Source organism: Microcoleus sp. B3-A4, from assembly GCF_036705385.1.
Lineage (GTDB): Bacteria > Cyanobacteriota > Cyanobacteriia > Cyanobacteriales > Microcoleaceae > Microcoleus.
In genome coordinates, this window is sequence record NZ_JAUBUI010000049.1 from 19,223 (window position 1) to 41,513 (window position 22,291).

20 protein-coding genes and 1 tRNA gene are annotated in these 22,291 nt (G+C 44.0%); 7 read left to right on the top strand and 14 right to left on the bottom strand.

What is annotated here, in order from left to right; translation table 11 throughout:
* Positions 1-79 precede the first annotated feature (79 nt).
* The 5 genes from QUB33_RS18960 to ndhL form a co-directional block, all read right to left on the bottom strand.
* Entirely contained in the window at positions 80-289 is a 210-nt protein-coding gene (locus tag QUB33_RS18960) for a hypothetical protein (protein WP_333352554.1), read from the bottom strand.
* Between the two features lie 689 nt (positions 290-978).
* Positions 979-1,626 (bottom strand): DUF6658 family protein, encoded by a 648-nt coding sequence (locus QUB33_RS18965; protein ID WP_333352557.1) that lies wholly within the window; start codon positions 1,624-1,626, stop codon positions 979-981.
* A 444-nt stretch (positions 1,627-2,070) separates the two neighbouring features.
* Entirely contained in the window at positions 2,071-2,868 is a 798-nt protein-coding gene (gene trpA, locus QUB33_RS18970; RefSeq protein WP_333352560.1) for a tryptophan synthase subunit alpha, read from the bottom strand.
* A 305-nt stretch (positions 2,869-3,173) separates the two neighbouring features.
* Complete coding sequence (locus QUB33_RS18975; RefSeq protein ID WP_333083757.1) at positions 3,174-3,479, bottom strand: DUF3007 family protein; 306 nt, start codon at positions 3,477-3,479, stop codon at positions 3,174-3,176.
* On the bottom strand, positions 3,480-3,695 hold the full coding sequence (gene ndhL, locus QUB33_RS18980) for an NAD(P)H-quinone oxidoreductase subunit L (RefSeq protein WP_193972727.1): 216 nt from the start codon (positions 3,693-3,695) through the stop codon (positions 3,480-3,482). It lies immediately after the preceding gene.
* A gap of 197 nt (positions 3,696-3,892) precedes the next feature.
* On the opposite strand from ndhL, the gene QUB33_RS18985 reads away from it, so the two are divergent.
* Positions 3,893-3,977 (top strand) — tRNA-Leu (locus tag QUB33_RS18985).
* A gap of 378 nt (positions 3,978-4,355) precedes the next feature.
* Here QUB33_RS18985 and QUB33_RS18990 read toward each other — a convergent pair.
* Entirely contained in the window at positions 4,356-6,131 is a 1,776-nt protein-coding gene (locus QUB33_RS18990; RefSeq protein ID WP_333352563.1) for an ATP-binding protein, read from the bottom strand.
* Positions 6,132-6,372: 241 nt separating this feature from the next.
* On the bottom strand, positions 6,373-9,096 hold the full coding sequence (locus tag QUB33_RS18995; RefSeq protein WP_333352566.1) for a DNA methyltransferase: 2,724 nt from the start codon (positions 9,094-9,096) through the stop codon (positions 6,373-6,375).
* A 164-nt stretch (positions 9,097-9,260) separates the two neighbouring features.
* On the opposite strand from QUB33_RS18995, the gene QUB33_RS19000 reads away from it, so the two are divergent.
* The 5 genes from QUB33_RS19000 (at position 9,261) to ureC (ending at position 14,326) form a co-directional block, all read left to right on the top strand.
* Entirely contained in the window at positions 9,261-10,136 is an 876-nt protein-coding gene (locus tag QUB33_RS19000) for an urease accessory protein UreD (protein ID WP_333352569.1), read from the top strand.
* A gap of 162 nt (positions 10,137-10,298) precedes the next feature.
* Positions 10,299-10,601 carry an urease subunit gamma gene (gene ureA / locus QUB33_RS19005; protein WP_006635319.1) on the top strand — a complete coding sequence of 101 codons (303 nt, stop codon included), beginning with the start codon at positions 10,299-10,301 and terminating at the stop codon, positions 10,599-10,601.
* A gap of 33 nt (positions 10,602-10,634) precedes the next feature.
* A complete protein-coding gene (locus tag QUB33_RS19010) occupies positions 10,635-10,952 on the top strand; it encodes an urease subunit beta (RefSeq protein WP_333352572.1) in 318 nt (105 codons plus the stop codon).
* A gap of 328 nt (positions 10,953-11,280) precedes the next feature.
* Positions 11,281-12,435 carry a glycosyltransferase family 61 protein gene (locus QUB33_RS19015; protein ID WP_333352575.1) on the top strand — a complete coding sequence of 385 codons (1,155 nt, stop codon included), beginning with the start codon at positions 11,281-11,283 and terminating at the stop codon, positions 12,433-12,435.
* Positions 12,436-12,589: 154 nt separating this feature from the next.
* Positions 12,590-14,326, top strand: a complete 1,737-nt coding sequence (gene ureC, locus QUB33_RS19020; RefSeq protein WP_333352578.1) for an urease subunit alpha — start codon at positions 12,590-12,592, stop codon at positions 14,324-14,326.
* A 231-nt stretch (positions 14,327-14,557) separates the two neighbouring features.
* Here ureC and QUB33_RS19025 read toward each other — a convergent pair whose 3' ends face one another.
* The 4 genes from QUB33_RS19025 to QUB33_RS19040 form a co-directional block, all read right to left on the bottom strand.
* Positions 14,558-15,187: a hypothetical protein gene (locus tag QUB33_RS19025; RefSeq protein ID WP_333352581.1), complete on the bottom strand. Its 630-nt coding sequence runs from the start codon at positions 15,185-15,187 to the stop codon at positions 14,558-14,560.
* A 238-nt stretch (positions 15,188-15,425) separates the two neighbouring features.
* Positions 15,426-16,235, bottom strand: coding sequence for a calcium-binding protein (locus QUB33_RS19030; RefSeq protein ID WP_333352584.1), 810 nt, complete (start codon positions 16,233-16,235; stop codon positions 15,426-15,428).
* A 151-nt stretch (positions 16,236-16,386) separates the two neighbouring features.
* The gene (locus QUB33_RS19035) at positions 16,387-18,057 is read right to left on the bottom strand and encodes a S8 family peptidase (protein WP_333352587.1); all 1,671 of its coding nucleotides are present in this window, start codon (positions 18,055-18,057) and stop codon (positions 16,387-16,389) included.
* A gap of 170 nt (positions 18,058-18,227) precedes the next feature.
* Positions 18,228-19,124 carry an aspartoacylase gene (locus tag QUB33_RS19040; protein ID WP_333352591.1) on the bottom strand — a complete coding sequence of 299 codons (897 nt, stop codon included), beginning with the start codon at positions 19,122-19,124 and terminating at the stop codon, positions 18,228-18,230.
* A 244-nt stretch (positions 19,125-19,368) separates the two neighbouring features.
* Between QUB33_RS19040 and QUB33_RS19045 the strand changes: the two genes are divergently transcribed.
* Positions 19,369-20,274 carry a LysR substrate-binding domain-containing protein gene (locus QUB33_RS19045; protein ID WP_333352594.1) on the top strand — a complete coding sequence of 302 codons (906 nt, stop codon included), beginning with the start codon at positions 19,369-19,371 and terminating at the stop codon, positions 20,272-20,274.
* Between the two features lie 325 nt (positions 20,275-20,599).
* On the opposite strand, the gene QUB33_RS19050 is transcribed toward QUB33_RS19045, so the two are convergent.
* The 3 genes from QUB33_RS19050 to QUB33_RS19060 all read right to left on the bottom strand — a co-directional run bounded on the left by QUB33_RS19050 (position 20,600) and on the right by QUB33_RS19060 (position 22,286).
* A complete protein-coding gene (locus tag QUB33_RS19050) occupies positions 20,600-20,776 on the bottom strand; it encodes a GUN4 domain-containing protein (protein ID WP_333352598.1) in 177 nt (58 codons plus the stop codon).
* Positions 20,777-20,980: 204 nt separating this feature from the next.
* Entirely contained in the window at positions 20,981-21,313 is a 333-nt protein-coding gene (crn3, locus tag QUB33_RS19055; protein ID WP_006635328.1) for a CRISPR-associated ring nuclease Crn3/Csx3, read from the bottom strand.
* 43 nt (positions 21,314-21,356) lie between these two features.
* The gene (locus QUB33_RS19060; RefSeq protein WP_333352601.1) at positions 21,357-22,286 is read right to left on the bottom strand and encodes a DUF192 domain-containing protein; all 930 of its coding nucleotides are present in this window, start codon (positions 22,284-22,286) and stop codon (positions 21,357-21,359) included.
* Positions 22,287-22,291: the final 5 nt, after the last annotated feature.

Here is a 22,291-nt window from a genome sequence, read left to right on the forward strand (position 1 = left end):
AAATAACCGACCTGCGTTCGAGTTTGTCGAGAATGTCTGTGGGGTTGAGGACTATTTCTACCCATCCAATTAACGGTCGCTAATGCAACTTTTTGGGATTTTGGCAGCACCGCGTCCCGGAAATCCTCAGCCACAACGACGTAGGTTTGAGAATTTTAGCGGCGGGTGGTTGGTCTTTCTCGGACACGAACCGATCGATAGCCGATCGAGAATCTGTGTACAATTGCGCGATCGGGCGATATCCCTGCCTTACCGCAGTCAAATCTACTACATCTACTGTTGCGTCCATATCGCCTGACCTCAACTCCGACATTAGCTTGACAAAACTTAGTGTATCTATCTTAGGGCATAAACCGCATAATTTTTGATCGCCCGATCGAAAATTCTAATTGTCTGTTAATGAACAACATTTTATACTTTGGCGCTCGCGATTAAAGCTTTTTACTTACGTATAAGTTTCTCCTGTTAATCTCAAATGCAATTCAATGAACGCGAAATACCGTATAAACACCGCAGTTTCCTGTCTTGAAAAATACAATGGGTAATTAATTGGATTTAATATAGCTCGATCGCCCAAATTTCCGCGAAGCGGCTCAAAAAGTTAGTACCTTAAAAAGTCCAAATACAATCTATAGAAATTATAAAGAATCCGTCGTGAAAGCAGTGGCACTCTAGTCCCCCCTAGAAAAGGACAGAATCGTTGCATTGTGGTGAAACTCCCCCTCCACTCTACTTCCGGCCTAATAGCCCTCCCAAGGGTTAAAACCAAATCAAATAGTAATAGGCAGTAGTCTTCACATGAATTTACGTAGATTCCGACAGAGGTTAACACCCCTGTCGGAATCTAGCTTCCCGAGAAGGAAACAGCGTTATTTGAAATTAGTCGATCGCGTCTGCCGCTGTTTCTGCCACTCGTTGAGTTATGTCAATATCTCGATTCACTTTCTAGCAAATATTCTCCGAGGCATCTTCAGCGTTCTATCTGGCATCTCGCGCTGCATCATTGATATTTTCTTGGCCGCCGCTGGTACCATATCTCAGCGACTCAGTACCCTCTGCTGCTCTTTCTTTAGCTCCCGCAGTGGCTTCTTTAACAATATCTTTTGCTCCCTTCAAGCCTTCGCGAGTGTTTTCTTTAAGATTAGCAAACCCTTGTTTGGTTTTGTCGCCAAAGTTATCAGCTTTGCTCTGGGCGGTGCTAGCATCTTCCTTCACCTTGTTCCCAATTTGACCGAGTTTGTCAGGGGCGTCGTCCGCTACCCGGCGCACGTTTTCGCCTACATTGCTGCTAGATTTGGTGTCAATGCGGTGCTGCGCTTCCTCTTTGAGTAGCTGAGCTTTTGCTTCTTGTGTTGTAAGCTTTTTGTTTCTGGGATCGACATCGGGGTAGTCGTTCATGCCGCCTTTGAATTCGGAAGTTACAGCCCCTGAAGGCACTTCTTCTCTAATTTGGTCGGCAGTTTTTCCTATCCTCGCATCACCTTGTCCTGCGATTACATCAGTTTTTCCTGCCGTCACATCAGGGCGGCTGCAGGCCGTACTCACTAATACTAAAATGCCAGCCAGAAACACTGTTAAAATTTGTACAGCTCGAATTTTTTTCACAAATGCAGTTAGTCTCTTCATAAAAATGATCCTTTCTATTGTGATAGGCTCAAATGCCTGGTGGTTCTGTAGATGGTTAGCATTACAAAAGTAGGCACTTAAACACTTTTTTAGTTTACGAAGAGAAACAGGAGCTTTTCATCTATCTCAAGTTAGATTTCTCAAGTTATAGTACAAGGAAGAAGGAAGAACGAATGGAGAATCTTCAATCTTCTACCAATTATTAAAAATCTCAGCACCCCGCGCCCGACACGGCAATGTCCTTTCCCTATAGCGCTGTTTGGTTCTCCGTGCCCGCAGTATATTGAAATGTTTTGCATTTTCGGCTCAAAAAAAACCTTCTAGTCAGGAACTAGAAGGAAGGTGGTGTATGATCTCAAGTACAACAAGGTCTTTAATCGCAATTGTGGCGACACATCGCGATCGCACACATCTGTCTAATGGCTGAAAGTATCTGTACAGTTGCTAAGCATTTTGAATCGCTGTTTTTAAACTCTTGCAGAATTCGCCTATCGCCTCTAAACCCTGTTCTGGAGTGCCTTCGGCCAAGCGTTTCACAAAAGCACTGCCAACAATCGCAGCATCTGCACCCCATTCTTTCACTTGGCGAGCGTGTTCGGGTTTCGATATACCAAACCCGACGCCGATGGGTTTGTCGGTGACGGTGCGGAGTTCTTGCAGCAACTCTTTTGCTCTCGTTTCTAAGCCTTCGCGCACTCCCGTAACCCCCGTCACGCTGACTAAGTAAATAAATCCTTGAGACTGACGAGCGATCGCTTCTATACGACTTTTGGGACTTGTGGGAGCAACTAATAATGTTAGTTCAATCCCTAATTTGTTGGCAGGTTGGATGAGACTGTCGGCTTCTTCTAAGGGCAAGTCTGGTACAACCAATCCCTGAACTCCAGCACTTTTGATTTGCTGCAAGAAGGTTTCTATACCTCGGTACAAAATCGGGTTGTAGTATGTGAAGAGAATGATGGGCGATCGCAAATTCGGACTAACTTTCGCTACCATTTCCAGCACCGTATCTAACCGCGTTCCCCGCTGTAGCGCCCTTGTAGCAGCGGCTTGAATCACCGGCCCGTCAGCTAGCGGGTCAGAATAGGGAACGCCAAGCTCGATCGCGTCTGCACCGTTATCATCCAAAATTTGCAGTGCTTTAGCTGTTGTCTCCAAGTCTGGGTCGCCCGCAGTAATAAAAGGAATTAATGCACATTCGTGGTTCTTGCGTAACGTTTCAAAACAATTAGAAATAGTCATTAGTTATTAGTCATCAGTCATTGGTTATCAGTCATCATACATAGAATTTACCCTCGATCGCTCGCAATCAAATTTGTTTGTAGTGAGGAATTCCTGGCTCATAAAACTCCCTCGGACTGAAGTCCTCACTACCAACCTATTGCGCTTATTTTAGGGAACGTGATCTCAGTCATCCGTCATTAGTTAGCCGTCTATCTTACTATTCATGAGTTGTTATTCCCCAGTCATTAGTTCACCGTTTCTTGCTAATAACTAATCACTAATAGCTCACTAATAACTAATAACTGAGAACTAACGACTATTGACTAATTATCTTTTTCCTGCTCAATTTCGGCTTGAAGTTTGGCTAATTCTTCAGGAGTGAGTTCATCGAGCTGCTTCTGCAAGACAGCTTCTTTGTAGTCTTGCAATTGCTGGCTGTAGGTCATATTTTGAGTCAGTGCTCGAAATAAATAAGTCACCAGCCAGCCAATCAAGCCGGCGACCAAAAATAACTGACTCCAAATCCCTGCATTCATGCTGTCAAGTCCGGCAAATTGCAGTAGCAAGTAGACAAACCCACCTGCTACAAAAAAGCCGACACTGATTCCAATTACGTCAATACGTCGCATTTAGGCTTCTATCTGCCGCCGTTTGGGCCGAAAATTCAAAAACGGAGCTAGGAGAAACATACCTGGGAAGAAGAAGAACATCAAGAAGTACATGAAGCCGCGCTCAAAAGAGGTAGCGACGTACCAGCGGCTGTTCAGGTAAGCGTAGGTGGCCGCGGGTACTACCAGGAGGTAGGCTCCGGCCAAGACGGCGTAAAGCAGTAAGGTAATATACATAGATTTGCTTTAGGGGAATAATAACACGGTAAGTCGGTTGACACGCTCCGTTAGCTGGTTAACTATTGTACCGCTTGCGGAGATCCAGCGCGACTTTTGGAATTTTTTTGATTAGGGGTTGCGTAAATTGGGGTTTTGGCTGTAGAATAAAAGGCTGTTGCTCTTAGTGGCTCAAAACCACAACAGCTTGACAAAAAGGGGGCGTGGCGGAATGGTAGACGCTACGGACTTAAAATCCGTTGACCCGAAACGGTCGTGTGGGTTCAAGTCCCTCCGCCCCCATCCATTTCAATCATTTGTGATATCAATTCTGGTTGCACCGGAATGATTGTTGACTCTTGACTGTTGATATCGTTTCCGGTTGGACGAGCGACATGATATAGAGGATATGGCAGTGCCGTGTCCTCGGTATCATTCCGGTGCAACCGAAAACAATATGATTCAACGGTTTCAGATTTATTGTCACCAATCGTTGTGTTTTTCGCTCAATTTTCGCGCTAATGGTTTTCTAGTATTTCTCAAACCGGCTCTATATCTGCCAACTTCGCCCCGGACTTTTTACGTCGGGCCTTCAATTGGTTGAGCAAGTCGGCTGGTTTTGGAAATGGGGCGACGGTGGGAACCTATTTTTTATCTTCATCCCGATCGCCCCGCGTGATTTTACGCAGCAACTGGCAAAGTAATCACAAATTCCGTGCCCTGTCCTATTTGAGAATTTACCTCAATTTTGCCTTGATGCTTGGCAAGGATTTGATAGGAAATAGCCAATCCTAATCCAGTACCTTTGCCGATCGACTTTGTAGTAAAAAATGGGTCAAAAATCTGTTGGGCACAGGCTGCTGCCATTCCCGGCCCGTTATCCCGAATCTTGACGGTGACAGTATTGTCGGCCGTAATTTCCGTGCTAATCCAAATCGTTGGCGAATAGCCTTTGTCTTCCTTTTTCACCTCCTCCAGCGCATCTATTGCATTGCCGATCACGTTCATAAATACTTGATTGAGTTGGGCCAGATAGCACTCAACCGCAGGCAACTTGCCGTATTGTTTAATAACTTGAATACCTTGTTTGAGCCGATGATTGAGAATTACGAGGGTGCTATCAATTCCTTCGTGAATGTCGGCTGATTTCATTTTTTCGTCGTCGCATCGCGAAAAATTACGCATGGATACGACAATTTCGCGAATGCGATCGGCTCCCATTTTCATCGAAGAGAGGGTTTTTGGCAAATCTTCTTTGAGAAATTCGAGTTCAATGTCTTCGATTCGCTCTAGAATGGCATCTGGTGGGTTGGGATAATATTCTTGATAGAGAGTTACCAAACCTGCCAAATCTTCGATGTATTGGTTGGCATAGTCAATGTTGCCGCCGATGAAGTTGACGGGATTGTTGATTTCGTGGGCTATCCCTGCAACCATTTGACCGAGAGAGGACATTTTTTCGGTCTGAATTAATTGGGATTGAGTTTGTTTGAGTTCTTGTGTATATTCGCTAACTCGCTGAATCAATTGATTGAAAGAGGCCGCTAAAACTCCGATTTCGTCGTCGGTTGTGATTGGTACTTGCAGGTTAAAATTCGATTCGCGAGTGACTTGCTGAGCAAAATTAGTAACGGTTTCGAGGGGTTGGGCGATCGCGCGGCTGGTTTTGTCCGCCAGCGCGACGGCGATGAGTGCTGAAATTAGCATACTCCCGAGAATAAGTCGGTTTCGCAAATTTTCAGATTCTTCTAATGCTTGGGTTCCTTGCTGTTTGTGAATTTCTACTGTAGAAATTAGGTCAGTTAAACTCTGAGCAAGGTTATCTAGTACGATCGCTTCTTGGCCGCTGCTAGTCCTCAACATTTGTAGCTGTGCGGACTCGATGGTGTTGGGAGGCAAATTCCCAACTTCCGCTTCTTTTAACTGCAATTTAATTAGCTGACCGTAGTAATCTATGACAAGAGCAGATTTCTTCAATAGAGCCTGCAATGCTGCCTCTTCTGTTGCTAGTCTATCGGGATTTTCTCGTGCAAAAGATTCAATTTCTGAAATCAGGATTTTCGCCTGATTGATTTGCCTGAAAAACCGATCTTGTTCGTATTGCAGCCACACCGTGTTTCCTAAAACGACTGGCAATCTCGCCGCGTGCGATCGGGCTTCAAATACAGTATTTTGCAAATTTTGCAGCAGTTGCTGCTGCTGTTGGGCTACATTCACCTGAACTAAAGCTTGCTTGCGAAAGTAGTCTCCCAATCTCATTCCCGCACCAGTTCCCAAAATCGCTATGCCGATAGCTAAAGCATAGCCATAGCTAATTTTTTGGCCGATCCGCAAATGGTTGCATTCTGCCTTTAGCCCAGTTAGATTAATAGTTGAAGTTTGTAACAAATGTTTTTGAGCATAGTGCTTTTGCTCTACCTTGCTATTCTTGGACTGACTGTGGTTAAATAATAACATTGGAAGTTCCTCCCAAACTAATCAGGAGTAATTGAGCGAAGAAAAGCAGAATGCACTTATGCTAAAGGTCGAAAGCAGTTTTGAGTGTTTAATTTTGAATTTTGAAATCTTTAGCTCAAAACTCACCCCTCAATACTCAACGCTTCCCCTAGTATCTCTGTTTTTAGACTAGAGTGTTTGTGATCTATATCAACAATCTATGTGATTATACGCAAATTAACAAAACTTAGGGTTACAGCGATTAGTATTTGTAGTCAGTTGGGACACAAGGCCCAACTACCGGTTCTCCCCGTTTTTCTTTTTCTGCCAGTTCTAAGTTTAATTCCAGCACTTTTGCTAAAATATCGTCGCTGTCAGTAAATCCGTAAGCTTGCATTACTTCGCGATCGAGCTTAGCATGAAGTTTATAAAGTTGACTTGTTGGTTCTTCAAAAAATTTATTGTAAAGTTGAGTAATTCCCCACTGCTTTGCTGACATTTGTTGAGTGCGATATTGATGCAATTCAACCGCAGTTGCCCGAATTTGCTCTACTAATTGCTTCGCTGCTGTCTGGGGAAATGGGAAAGTTTCAAAGCAGGTTGTATTCGTGTATCGAGTTGTATCTCCAAGTGTTGAGCTTTGAGCTTTAACCCAGAAGCGATGAACCTTTGATGTGAGAATGCCAAAAATGTAGAAGTCTTCTGAAGCAACAACAATATTTAAGTCACCTGGTAGCCAACTAACGGGAGCGGGAATGAAGACAGCCCATTTTGAGACTCTCGGTACAGTGAAGTAGTGAGATAAAGGGGCGATCGCCTTTCTCATTGCTGGTCGTTTTTCGCCATATTTCCACCAATTAACTTTAGTTACTTCTCTGCGATTCTTATCCCGTTCAGGCTTTACATTAGATTTCACATACTCAAAAGGCAGCACATATTCGCTCGCTTCTTCAATGTTCATATCATTGAAGTCAATAATCCAGCGTTCCGGCATACCGTTAGGATTTTTTGCTAGATTTGCCCCCATTGAAAAAAGTTTCAAAACATCTTGATTTTTCGCATCAGCTTTCACCCAATCCTCTACTTGCGGCTGAGTAACAATGAATCCTTTGCCAACCGGAATTATACCTTGAAAGCATTTATTTAAATTCGCTGACAACCTAGCAGCTTGAGAAACATCAATCGTAGCTTGTAGTGAAGAGTTAATACTTGAAACCACGAGATTATCTAAATAGTAAACTTTCTGTTTTTCCTTGCTCCAGTTAATCAAACTAACATGAACCTTAGCTTCCCCAGACCAAGGCTGAGTAGAAACTGCCGCATAAATGTGACCGCCATTTTGCGCTATATAATCTAAAGCAGCAGCACGACTTTTACCTTGACTAATTGAATTAGTAGCAACTAAACCAGCCCGGCCATTGAGTTCTAAATTATTGTGAGCTATGCGAAACCAATAAGCACAAAAATCCACCGAATCTTTCACATCAGGAAAGCGTTTAAAAACGCGGTCAATATATTCATCTCCCAGGGCAATCCTCATGTGCTTTCCGCCTAAAAACGGAGGATTGCCGATAATCGCGTCAGCCTTCACCCAATCAGTAAATAAAGCATCAGCATAGACAATATTTTTATCCAAAGTATCTAAAGGCAGAGAAGGTTCTTTCAATCCCAAATTATCGATCGCCACCTTGCGGCCAATCATCAACGTCACCCGCGCCAACTCCACCGCAAACGAGTTAATATCCATGCCGTAAAATTGCTGCGGCGTGACTAAATTCATATAACCTCTTGTACCGTCGAACTCGTTTAGCTTATCTAAAAGTAACTTTTCAACTTGCTTAAGTTCCTGATAAGCTACATACAGAAAATTACCCGAACCGCAAGCCGGATCTAGGACGCGATAGCGACCTAATTCTTGGTGCAGATGTTGCAGTTTGGCTACGGTATTTGCAGCGTTAATTCGCTCTTCCCAGTAATAGCTAATTGTGGGCAAAACAATGCGACGAATGTCTCCCTCTGTAGTAAAGTGAATCCCGTAGGCGCGGCGCTGTTTTTTATCTGTTTTCAAAGCCGATTCAAAGATATTGCCAAAGATAGAAGGGCGTACCTGACTCCAGTTTTGTTCGGCACAAACTTCTAATATTTTCAACTCTCCCTGTTGCAGTTCAATGGGGTGTATTTCCGAAAATAATCCGCCGTTGAAATACTCGACTCCTTCATAACGTCCTTCCGGCGTGACTCCCTGCTGATTCATTGCTTGAAATAAGCCGCCCAAGACATCGTAAGAACTTGCTCCTTCCAGACAATCTTTGACGCAGCGAGTAAAGAGTGCCGACGGCAAAAGTCCCCTATCTTCGGCAAACATTGCTAAGACGCACTGCAACACAAATCGCTGTGCCTGAAACTGATTAAATTTAGCAAACTTGCGCTCTTGGCCGCGCTCGATTAGCATTTCCAGCAGCATCCCCATCCTGCTAGCAGCTTTTTCAGTAATCTCGACTTGGTTGTTTTTGAATATGGGGCGGCGGCTGGTAGATTCCATGAAGGCAAAAGCGGGCGATCGCGCGGGCAATTGCTTTAGGGATATAATGTCTACAGGCTGATCCGGCTGAAGGTCGAAATCGTAAATGTGAAACTCGTCAAAATTGCACATCATCACGTAGCGCGGGCGATCGTCTTTTTTGAGGCGAATATAATAGCGTTCTGTTTGGGTGCGGTGTTCTCTTTTAGTCAAATCTTCACCGCGCTTTTTCATTTCAATCAAAACCTGCTTTTTCCACACCAAATCAGCAAATCCCATTTGACCTTTTTTGCTGCTTTTTTCTATGCGTTCCTCATAGGTTGCGCCTGCTTCTAATGCCCCATCGTGGCCGAAAGCCCGAAAGAAGCGGTCTAAAAATACCTGTGCTTGTCCTTTTTCATCGCCTGTAATGTGTTGTTGGCAGTAGGTAACGAATTTTTGGAGGCTTTCAGGGGTTGCTGGCATGGGAGGATAATTTAAAACGCATATTAATTAGTATAATCTGCTATCTTGTATTATTGTTATCTTTTGTCATAGACCGCCAGGGAATGAATTCCCTGGCGGAATGTTGGGTAGCGGGTAGTAATACTATATTGTTAATAATCTTTATTATTAACTTCTAAAAAGCTGTGATTCAAAACTCGACTGACACACCTACAAATAACATTCAAACTGGATGGCACGGCCACCTCAATTTAGTCTACGCTAACCGCAGCGGCGCAACTCAAATCATTCACAATCAAATGCAAGCGCCCCTTAAGGTGCAGCGCCCCTTTTATCCTGAAGGGAAAGAGATTTGTCACAGCGTCATCTTGCACACGGCTGGGGGAGTTGTCGGGGGCGATCGACTTTCCAGCCATTTTCACCTCCAACCCAACGCCAAAGCCTTGATTACCAGCGCCGCTGCTAGTAAAATCTATCGCAGCAGCGGACTAGAATCACAACAAAATATCGACATCAAACTAGAAGCCGGTGCTAATTTAGAATGGCTGCCACAGGAAACAATAGTTTTTGACGGCGCAATATATCGGCAAAGTTTGCGGGTAGAATTAGCACCAACAGCGAGGATTTTACTGTGGGAAATTACCAGATTTGGACGCAGTGCTAGGGGCGAAAGGTTCTTGTCGGGAGAATGGATATCGCACACCGAAATCTGGCAACAAAACAGCCCTTTATGGATTGACCGACAATTGCTCAAAGGTGGAGAAAAAATGCTCGAAAGCCCTCACGGCCTTGCAGGAAAACCCGTAGTCGCCACCCTCGCTTGGGTAGGCGAACCCGTAACCACAGAACTCGTGGAAAAAGTGCGAGATTTGCCATCTGAGGCAACAATTTATCCTGGTAATTCCACCGTCGGCGTGACTCGTATTCCTAACGGTTTGCTATGCCGATATCGCGGTACATCCACAACCGCAGCTAGAGACTGGTTTGTCAACATTTGGCAGTTGCTGCGCTTGTCTTTTTCACAACGCCCTTGCTGTTTGCCCAGAGTTTGGATAAAATAGGATGATCTTTGAGTTTCAATGTATAGTTGCCCTCCTAACTAGATTATTCATCTCTCTCTTCTCTTCCTCAGCGCCCTCAGCGCCCTTTGCGGTTTAATCATTCAGAAACAACCGTAAACGATATCATAACCAAATAATGCGATCGCACTTACAAGAATAAAAATGCAACTCACCCCCCAAGAAAAAGACAAGCTGTTGATTTTCACCGCCGCCCTGGTAGCAGAGCGCCGGAAACAAAGAGGTTTAAAATTAAACTATCCAGAAGCACTCGCCTATATTTCCGCCGCGATTTTAGAAGGAGCCAGAGACGGCCTCACCGTCGCCGATTTAATGAGTTATGGAACAACTCTACTGACACGGGAAGATGTGATGGAAGGGATAGCAGAAATGGTGCATGAAGTCCAGGTTGAGGCGACTTTCCCCGACGGAACTAAGTTGGTAACAGTGCACGATCCTATCCGTTAAAAAATTAACCACAGAGACTCATAGGAGGAAAAAATGATTCCCGGAGAAATGATTGTTTCAGCAGGCGAAATAGAATTAAATGCCGATCGCCCAACCGTGCGGGTGCTGGTAGGAAATAAAGGCGATCGACCCATACAAGTTGGCTCCCACTATCACTTTTACGAAGCTAACGAAGCCTTAGAATTTAATCGAGAACAAGCCAAAGGAATGCGGTTGGATATCCCCGCAGGTACAGCAGTCAGGTTTGAACCGGGAGATGAAAGGGAAGTTCAATTAGTGCCGTTTGTTGGTAGTCGTCAAGTCTACGGCTTTAATGGAAAAGTGGACGGTCATCTGGATGCTGAAGTATGAAGCCAGATGACGGTTCACGATTGTTGAGCTTTGAATGTGAACTTTTTAAATTCAAAGTTCTGCCAGTTTCCAAAAAGAATGCAACTGTAAAAAATATCCACACCATGATAGTAATAAGTCATCCGCAATCCCGAATCTAACATGGTATCACTTCCAGCCCTATGCCTGGAGAGTGACAAAGCCATCTCACAACTTTTTCTCTGCCTTCTGTATAAGTCCCTTCTGGCTTTCTTTTGTTAGTTCAATCTCCCACTTTTGAGCGAGTTAAAATTTGCAGTTGGCGGTATACCGTGGTTGTTAAAACTGCAAAGATATACAGCAAAAGCGCGTGATAAACCCAAAATTAGTTGACCAGATAAAACAGACACTGAAGCAGAGCTTGCTCGAAACATCAAGGCGTGTCTGGAGAACCCCGTTAGACCGGCGCACCAGCATCAAATTGTTAGATGACAGCATCGTTTACAAAAAGCAGCACCAACCTATTAATATACCCGCATTAACCTCGGTAAACAAAGTGCCTTCTCGGTTTTTTGCCACGGAAAAACCCGTGTCTTTTGACCCAGATTATGTGTGGAAGATTTCCCTGAATCAAAAAATAAATTCTCTAACTATTTGCACTTCTGGCAACACGCTGCTGAATAACAAGTTGCTTTTAGACTTGGATTTTCGGATTAGCGGTGCGGGCATTCTGGAATGGCCTTACAAACCTAATCAAATTACCTATCCGCTGGTAGTTGCTCCTTGGTCGCATTTGTGGTGTAGTTATTATGATTATGTAATTTTTGTGCTGGCTAAACTTTGTCGAATTGAGGAGGCTTTAGGTAAGGAAATTTGGCAAGAAGCTAAAATTTGTTATCCTTTACGACATACAGATTTTGAGTTGGGTTTTATGACCAAACTCGGTATTCCTGAAAGTTCACTAATCGACACTCGGGCTAGAGATACGGGATATCATGCAGAAAGTGTGGTGGTGGGAAACAATCAAGACTGGTATTTTCCCAGTCCTTACGATATAGAGCTTTTGCGGAAAAAATTCTGTCTTAAGGAAAAGGTAAAGCCTTATAGAAAACTTTATTTGTCTAGAAGCGGCCGGCGCAAGGTAAAAAATGAAGTACAAGTGCGAGAGGTTTTGAAAGAATTTGATTTTGAAATTTTGGAAGATATCCCGCGCCCTGTTGATGAACAAATTCGTCTGTTTGCAGAAGCGGCGGTGGTTGTCGGCCCTCACGGGGCTGGTTTTACAAATTTGCTGTGGTGTCAGCCGGGAACGAAAGTATTGGAATTCTTTTATGGAGGGTACACTCCGCCATATTTCTATTACATTTGCCAGCTATTGGGATTAGAATACTCCCGTATGGTTGATGACAATAATATACCAGAAGATTGGAGTTTCATTGGCATGGATATGACGGTGGATGTGGAGATTTTGAAAAGGGAAATCCCTAAAATGCTGGAGGAAAGTTGCCCCTTGATAGCATTTTAGATTTTCGATTGGCAAAAATTGAGGCATATCGGGGTTTTAAAGCTTGCCTAATGTTGTATTTTTTTGACTGTTGCAGATTGAGGAACTCGTCACATACTATAATTCAAGTGGGTCTCAACTGCCAACTAAAAATTTATTAATATTAGGAGCGAGCATGAGTTACAGAATGGATCGCCGCGCCTACGCGGAAACCTTCGGGCCGACTGTGGGCGATCGCGTCCGGTTAGCCGATACAGAATTATTCATAGAAGTTGAAAAAGACTTCACAACCTACGGGGATGAAGTTAAATTTGGCGGTGGCAAAGTCATTCGAGACGGCATGGGACAGTCGCCTATTTCTAATGCAGACGGCGCTGTTGATACGGTAATTACTAATGCTTTAATATTGGATTGGTGGGGAATTGTTAAAGCAGATGTCGGTATTAAAGACGGCAAAATTTACAAAATTGGTAAAGCCGGAAATCCTTATGTTCAAGATAGGGTAGATATTATTATCGGGCCTGGTACTGAAGTAATTGCCGGTGAAGGAATGATTCTCACCGCTGGGGGAATTGACACTCACATTCACTTTATTTGCCCGCAACAAATAGAAGTGGCGATCGCCTCCGGAATCACGACAATGATCGGCGGCGGCACTGGCCCTGCAACGGGTACAAACGCCACAACTTGCACTCCGGGGCCTTGGCATATGTACAGAATGCTGCAAGCTGCTGACGCTTTCCCCGTAAATCTAGGGTTTTTAGGTAAAGGAAATAGCAGTCAACCCCAAGGATTAATTGAACAAATCTTTGCCGGTGCAATGGGTTTGAAACTCCACGAAGATTGGGGAACTACACCAGCAACGATCGACACTTGTTTGAATGTAGCTGACGAGTACGACGTGCAAGTTGCAATTCACACGGATACTCTCAATGAAGCGGGATTTGTGGAAGCTACAATTGCCGCTTTTAAGAATCGAGCCATTCATACCTACCACACCGAAGGTGCGGGTGGCGGACACGCACCTGATATTATCAAAGTTTGTGGCCAAGCTAATGTTTTGCCCTCGTCAACTAACCCGACTCGCCCTTACACTGTCAATACTTTAGAAGAACATTTAGATATGTTGATGGTTTGCCACCATTTGGATCGAGGCATTCCTGAAGATGTGGCTTTTGCTGAATCGAGAATTAGAAGGGAAACTATTGCTGCTGAGGATATTCTCCACGATTTAGGTGCGTTTAGTATGATTTCTTCTGATTCTCAGGCGATGGGAAGAGTGGGAGAGGTGATTATTCGGACTTGGCAAACGGCTCATAAAATGAAGGTTCAAAGAGGGATTTTACCCCCCCTAACCCCCCCTTACCAAGGGGGGGAACCAGGGGGAGAAAATGACAATTTTCGGGTGAAGCGGTACATTGCGAAATATACAATTAATCCGGCAATTACTCACGGAATTAGTCAGTATGTCGGTTCGGTGGAAGAGGGAAAGTTGGCGGATTTGTGTTTGTGGCGGCCGGCTTTTTTTGGGGTGAAACCGGAACTGGTAATTAAAGGAGGGGCGATCGCCTACGGGCAGATGGGAGATGCTAACGCCAGCATTCCGACGCCGCAACCGGTGCATATGCGGCCGATGTTTGGCAGTTTTGGCGGGGCGATTGGGGCGACTTGTCTGACGTTCGTTTCCCAAGCTGCGCGCGATCGAGATATTGCCGCACAGCTCGGTTTGCAAAAGCCAACTGTAGCAGTTTCCGGGACGCGACAAATTAGCAAAAGAGACATGAAACTCAACGATTATTTGCCACAAATGGAAGTCGATCCAGAAACTTATGAAGTCAGGGCGGATGGGGAATTGCTAACTTGCGAACCGGCAACAGTTTTGCCAATGGCGCAGCGATACTTTTTGTTTTAACTGATATCTTGCACCATTGTCAGCAACAGGCATCTTGCCTGTTCCACAATAAAATTTATATTTTGTGGAACAGGCAAGATGCCTGTTCATAAAAGCCTAATTGAGAAGGGTGCAATATCTCAGTTTTAACCGATTATACAATCATCTAGGGGCGGGTTTTACCAACAATATTTGCCAAAAACGGACAATCTCAAAAACCCCCCCCACCCAACGGCAAATCTTCATCTTACTTCATTCGGGATGTGATGTCTTGTTAGAAAAATTGAGCGATCGCACTATCAAACCCTGACACAAAAACCAAAAATAAAGTGCAATATTAATTCCGCTCAACAGCTTCGGTATTCCCTCCAGCAAGCTCGAAACAATCTCGTTTTTTAATGGCAGCGCTTCTGCAAAAAAGGCAACAAATAGCAAACCAACGCCACTCAGCAGTAAAGCATAGGGAGTGGAGCGAATTTGTCTCCGAAAAGCTAATCCGTATGCAATTGCCAGCACCGCGTAAAATATGACAATTGTCACTTTCGGAAAACCCGCACGTCCAAGATGAACGTGGGTGCGAAAAACTTCATTGAACAGAAAGCAACCGGCAAACAGTGCCGAATATAAAATAAATCGATTTTCTGGGCGATGGGGTTGAATAATTCTCAGCAATCCAAAGGTAAAAGCGCACACCATTACCGATAAATAAAATAACATTTGGAAGGCTAAAAAAAAGAAACCTGCACCCGGATACGTGGCAGAGCAAGGAGGCAAAAATAACCCTTTTACCGAAGAACCAAATAAACTCAGACACGCCGTCACTAGCCCAACCAGCATTAAAGTTAGACTGTTTAAAAACAACACAGTTCTGTAACTTGCCATAATTTAATACCAATTCTTCAAAATCATGCAACTGTTATGAGTTTTTGGTTTGTTTCCTGAAAGACTGTATGCACCCTACAGCTACTGTTGCAGGTTTTTTTAGAATTAGTATAAGATCGGGGTTTTCAATTGGCAACAGCGGTAAGGTTTGCACTGCACACCCTACATAATACCAAATCGGGTTGGGAAACCCCGCCATATAATGCTAATTGCCACCACTGGCAAAAATTGCTTTAACTTATAATTCCTGAACCGAGATGATGCTGTTTTGGAGTCGATCGGGCGTTATACCTGGAACAAAACCTAGGAAATCTCCGGTATTCCTGAGTTTGATGAGAGTCCCTGAAAGCACTTGCGGTGGAGGATTTAACTCAGATGGCGTCATCAAGATTTTCACATCTTCTGGCACATCAAACTGTATAAAAATAGTTGTATTGGTCAACTCTTGCAAAACTACATCGTTAGGTGTCAAACCACTTGCTAATCCAATCCGATCGAAACCCAATCTGAAATGGTTAATCAGATCGGCTTGATTGATATCAGTAACTCCGGGTTCAGGTTGGAGAACGTATAAAGTTCTTCCCGTCCATTTAGGGAGATTTCCCCCGATGCTAGAAACTACACCTGATAAGAAGTCTCGACCCAAACCTCCAACCAGAGTATCATTGTCGTAACCGCTGTAGAGAATGTCATTGCCTCTACCGCCCAATAAAATATCATCGTCTCCGTTATCTATAATCCAATCTGCATCTTGACCCCCACTTAAATAGTTATTTCCCTCATTTCCTTGCAAAAAGTCTTTCCCTCTTCCTCCAAATAAAGAATCATCTCCCTCATCCCCTCTGAAACTATCTTCCCCGTCATTACCAAATACCAAATCATTAGCTAAAGATCCGTGAACTGTATCGTTACCTCCGAGCATCCAAATTCCTGAAGGGAAGTTAGTTACTTCTCCAAATTGGGAATTAACATCGTATAAATCAACTAATTCTGATTTGTCTTCGCCAATTAAGCGGGGTATTCCTGATGGATCTGTTCGTAAAGTCATAAGTTCGTTTCTCCTTGCGATGTCTCGATTTATTTTTCTACTCAGGCAAAGCTTCCGACTTTTATGCAAAAAAATAAGTTTTATTTTTTAAAGCACAGATTGCGAGAAAGTTTTGCCAGTAATTACAGAGATGTTTCTGTACGGGTAGTTTCTAGGCTATTATCTCATTTGGGTTGGCTGTTGAAGTCAAAATTTGCTCAACCTGAGCCGGAGTTAGATTCGGATTTGCATTCAAAACTAAAGCCACTACACCCGCCACGTGAGGGGCCGCCATCGATGTGCCTTCGTAGGTTTTGTAATTGTTATTTGGAGTTGTAGAAAGGATATCTACTCCAGGTGCGACTACGTAATTCAAAGGTTTAGAACCTGCATCGTTAGAGAAGTAAGCCACTCTGCCATTTCGATCAATTCCTCCAACAGCCATTCCGAAGCGATCGGCATTTCTAGCTGGATAATCTGGTTGCCTGGAATAATCATTTCCTGCTGACATGACGACAACAGAGCCTTTACTATTTGCATACTGAACTGCGTCCTCAATTACCTTGGAAGATAACCGATAATCGGCCAAGCTGAGGTTAATTACATTGGCTCCATTATTAGCAGCATAGCGAATTCCTTCTGCAATATTATTGATGTTCCCGTTATACGGGTCCCACACCTTGACAGGCATAATCTTGGCATTGGGGGCAACTCCTGTGATGTGAAAACCATTGCGTTCGGCCGCGATCGCGCCTGCTACGTGAGTCCCATGACCGTCCCAATCCATTGGGTTGTTGTCGTTCCACACAAAATCCCAACCCCGAATATCATCAATATATCCATTGCGATCGTCGTCAATTCGGTTATTGGGAATCTCATCCGCATTCTGCCAAATATTGGCATCTAAATCGAGATGGGTGTAGTCAACGCCGGTATCGACGACAGCTACAACAATCCCATTTCCGGTAATTCCGCCCTGCCAAACTTCCGGCGCATTTACCATGTCTCTTGCCCAATCATTCCCGCCCAAATTAGGAACTTCGGGGAACTTAACTGAACTGTTAAAAGTGCGGGCTACTGCTGCATTTGCATCCACTAAACCGTATCCGTAATTGCTGCTAAAACCAGTACCAGGCGTTGCAGCCAGATTCAGGTTGTAATTCTTATAGTCAAAGTAACTATAAACTGCGACATAGTAATCTCCAGGAGTGAGGTTGAAGAAATTTATCTCGCCGGAGGCACCGGGTGAGGCATAATCGCTGCCAAGAAGTTCATCATAATCAGCTTCGCCGTTGCGATTCTTATCTTGAATCAACTCGATTCCTGCTCCATTCACAACATCGATACGCAAGCTTACATCGCTATTGTTGTTAATAGTAAAGCGATAATAATCCTCGTTATCGTCAACTCCGACAATATCATTGAAGGTGAGGCGATTGTTATCAGCAACACCAATGTTGCGTGCAGTGGCTAAGGAGTTGTCTGGGTCTGAGAAATTCAACTGATTAGCCGTTCTCGTTCCTGTGAGGGGATCTGTGCCGACAGCGATCGCATCAGAGTTTGGTTGTTGTTGAGCAGCAGATGTACCGCTAGCGACTTGATTGTTGGCTGAGTAACTGAGGATGTCGCTGCTTTGGGCTACTACAAAATCTGCTATTTGTTGTTGTTCGCCGATCGCCATCCCTGTCAAATTATCAGTGTCAAAGCCGTTGCCGGGAACGCTACCGTTAAATTGACTGGAGGCCGTGAAAAAATTAAGCTGACCGCTATTACCAAAGGTTGTTAGTGCTGGGGTGAGCTGCTGTTCGCGATCGATTGCAAGTATACCGAGCGTACTTTCCATAAATTGGCTCCGATAATTTGAGATTCACTTTTGTTGACGGGAGACAATGCTTGATTTTAAATTAATTAACATTCTTCCACCGGCGAGATGATAAGTCAATTCATAAATTCATTGCTTGATTTCATAAAAGTCATAACCCTAATTTCATAAAAGTCATATTTTTCGGCAAGTTATGCCGTTTCAAGCTGAAGCTGTTGTTTTTGCGTCAAAACCATCGCTATGTGTTTTTCGTAATAGGCAGCTTCGTTAATGAATACAGGGAAAACAGTAGATTCTCCTTGATAGGGGAGTGATTCTCCCGTAAATGTGAGAAACATCGGTTCACCGGGATGTAAGGGTTCATAGTCTTTGAACTGAAGTTGGGGGTGGATCGCAGCTTGCAGTTCACCTACTGAATTTCTGGGATAGTCTACTGAGCCGATCGCTTGATATACAGTTAAATATGATGGTATAGGAAGCGGCTTTCCCCGATTTTGTGCGTCGAGATAATCCAGAATGGCGTGAACCAGCATTTCGGTTTGCTGAAGTTGATGAGCATTGACGACTCCCTGGGCGATGGGCCCAACTTCTACGGTGCCACCGAAAGCAGACAGCGATCGAAGCATTGGGGCATCCTCACCAGAATGCTCTCCCAAACAAACTCGCAGTGAGGGCTCGATCTCACTCAAATAAGCTAATAATTGCAAATTGAATGGATGTTTGCTAGATGGTAAAATTGTCAGCCCCATGTTGGCCGTTGTGCTGTGAAGGTCAACGATCGCATCAGCCCCATGTTCGTCTTTCGGACATAGTTGGGCGGAGATTTCCTTAGCACGTCTGTTCTCGTAACCCATCAAATCTGGGTTAGACAAATCTTCCTCGGCAAAGCAACGGTTCAAATCGCGATCGACATAACGCCGATTGGACTTTACCGCTTGAGGATTAGCTAATAGAGTAACCACCTCAAAGCTCGATCGTTTCAATAAGTCTGGGAATTGTTGAAACTTCTTAATCAGATAAACCCCAGTCAACTCGTTTCCGTGGGTTCCTCCCACAACTGCAACTCGTCGAATTACTTGCGAAATCATGAATAATCCTCATTAAGCAATACTTAAATGGGTATTTCGTGCCGAAACTTATAACTATTACTTTCAAGATAAAGAAGTTATTGCTATATGTCAAATACTATTTTTTATATAAAAATATACTTAAAAAATATAGTATTTTATCCCCGTTACAAAAGAGAATGTAACTGTAGGCCCGTGCTCCAAACCATAATAGTAATCATTCATTCCCAATCGTTCAATTCTCAAATCTAAAATCGTATAACCTATGGAACTTCGCCATCTTCGTTACTTCATTGCAGTGGCAGACGAACTGAGCTTTAGTCGCGCCGCAAAGCGATTGCACATTGCCCAACCCCCCCTAAGTCAACAAATTAAAGATTTAGAGGCTGAACTGGGTGTAAAGCTATTCGATCGCAAAAGTCACCCGATTCAGCTAACCCCAGCAGGACAGGCGTTTTTAGAAGAAGCTCGCGCAACTTTGGTACAGTTAGAACAAGCGGTACATAAAACCCAGCGCATCGATCAGGGTGAATTGGGTTATTTGACGGTGGGTTTTCCCAGTTCGATCGCGAATGGTGTCTTTCCAGAGATTCTGCGAACTTTTCGACAGCAATATCCAGAGGTACAACTGATTTTGCAGGAAGAACACAGTGCTTTCTTAATTCAGAGGTTGCGCGATCGCCAGACTGATATCATTTTTCTCTATCTCTACCACGATATTTCTGAAGCCAATGATTTAGAAACGATGTCTCTCACGCAAGAACCACTTGTCGTCGTTTTACCCAAAAACCATCCGCTTACAGCCCAATCCAAAATTTCGCTTTCCGACCTAAAGGATCAAGAATTTGTAATGCCCCTTCATCAGATTGTGGCTGGCTTATCTGAGGAAATTTACCATGTATGTTCGCAAGCAGGGTTTGTTCCTAAAGTTGCTCAAACAGCCGTCTTTATGGTCACAATTTTGGGATTAGTCGCAGGCGAAACAGGTATCAGCATTCTGCCATCTCACGTACAGAATATTCAACGCGAAGGAGTGGTCTATCGTCAGATTCAGGAACAAACGACAACCACTCAATTAACTGCTGTTTGGCGGCCTAATCATTCGTCCACCATTTTGCAGCAATTCCTCAATATTATTAAACCCCTCTCAATTTATAGCAATCCTAAATGATTTGTGAGAAACAGGCATAGGTAAAAAGCCTTGAAAACTCCAGCAATTAAGGTGCGTTGCCATCAACAATCTGCAAGTTTTATCCAATATCTCGCAGATCCGCACCCGACAGATTAACACCACACAATATAGCTGCTACTCTAGTTCATGAACCTGGAATATGCGGTATTAACTGTTACTTGCCGCAAGCGAAAGTAGAAAACAGATTAATTTTTGTAACTCTCCACGCTTGTCATGTCTGCGCGCCAGCAAAAAGACTGTACCTAGTTATGCTTTTATCGCTGTCAACATAACTTTGCCAACTTCATGCAGCAAGTGTTGGATACTAGCCTGGAAACTCCCTTGGTATAGGACTTACTTGCGAGCTCATGTTCCATCCTACTTGCTTGCTAAAATTTTGAATTTGACCTTCACAAGTTGGACAACTAGAACCGCCGAGTTTCTGCCAAACTTCTAACTGCGAAGTCAATCCATATTTGCCATTGCTGGATTGCATCCACATCCCATCCGCGCGGAGGTTCGGACAAAACAGATTGGCGCGGTTGTATGGCGATCGACTAATGTTTCTGAATAGTGGCTGCCTATTTTTTCTAGGCTATTATCCCATTTGGGTTGGCTGTTGTCGTCAAGATATACTCAACTTGGGCCGGAGTAAGAATCGGATTGGCATTCAAAACTAAAGCCGCTACACCCGCTACGGAGAGTCTTAATCGCTCGGTAAACTCAATTTTAATACCTGTCCAACTGATACCTCGTGCTTGTGCGTCGCTACTACCACGGCACCTTCTAATCGCGGATCGTAACATCCAACCCAAGCCGCAGGATGACATTCGTGTACTAAATACCCGTACAGCCAAATTGCTCCTCTACCTTCAATGACAATTCCTTGGCTGAATTGAACGTCTTGAGGAAGTTTCAAACCTTGTAAATCATTTGGCGTAATGATACCGTCTTGAGTTGTAATACGCAAGCGCAAATGTTGGTAAGCTAAACCGTCTTGAGTTTGATTGGGGATTATTTTTAATTCAATAGGATTCATTGGATGCACAAATGTTGAAGGCTGCGATAAAATCATATACCTTTTACGGTAAATTGGGAATCCGATCGCCAACTTTCAGTCCCAATTGGGCCGCCCTTCCCCCTCTTAGTTCGATCACTCCGTCAACGGGAACATCCGGGCCGTAGTTGGGGCAGGTTTCGGTCAAACACGGCGGTACGTTAGGAATTATCGCCTGCACTACGCCTTCCCGCAGAAAAACCATATCGAGTTCAATCAACACGTTTTTCATCCAAAAACGCACGTTTCGCGCTGGTTCGATCGGGAAAAACATTCCTCTGTCCTCCGGTAATTCTGTCCGAAACATTAAACCTGTGGCTTGTTCTTGGGGAGTTTGCGCCACTTCCAGTCCGATCGCGCGATCGGCTATAATCGTGTTAACCGAAATTGGCAAAAGCTGACCCCTATCTAGTTCGCCAAACAGCGAAATAAAGTTGGATTCAGTCAGATTAGAATTTCCCGAAACAACTCCTAAATATTTGCCCGAATTTTTATCTTTCATAATAGTTTGGTTGTCGGAAACAGAAAGCTCTAAATCGCTAAACTTCATGCCTTCTGTCAAGACAATTTTATCATTGCCGTTGCCAAAATCTGTAATTGTATCGGCTTCAGTAATAGTAGATGCGGCGGATGTTCTTTCAATCACAAATAAATCCTCCCCCGCCCCTCCTGTCAAGATATCCCCCCCTTCGCCACCTATTAGCAAATCGTTACCCCGATCGCCAAATATCCAATCGGAGTCTTGTCCTCCATAGATTGTATCGCTTCCCTGACCGCCAGACAGGGTATCAGCGCCTTCATTTCCTGCTAGCAAATCATTTTCTCGATCGCCAAAAATTCGGTCGTTTCCCCCCAAACCTTGAACAGTATCATTACCCGCAAATCCTCTAATCGTATCGTTGCTGAGAGTTCCCAGGAGAAAATCGAAGCCGAAACTACCGTCGATGTTAACCATTTTGC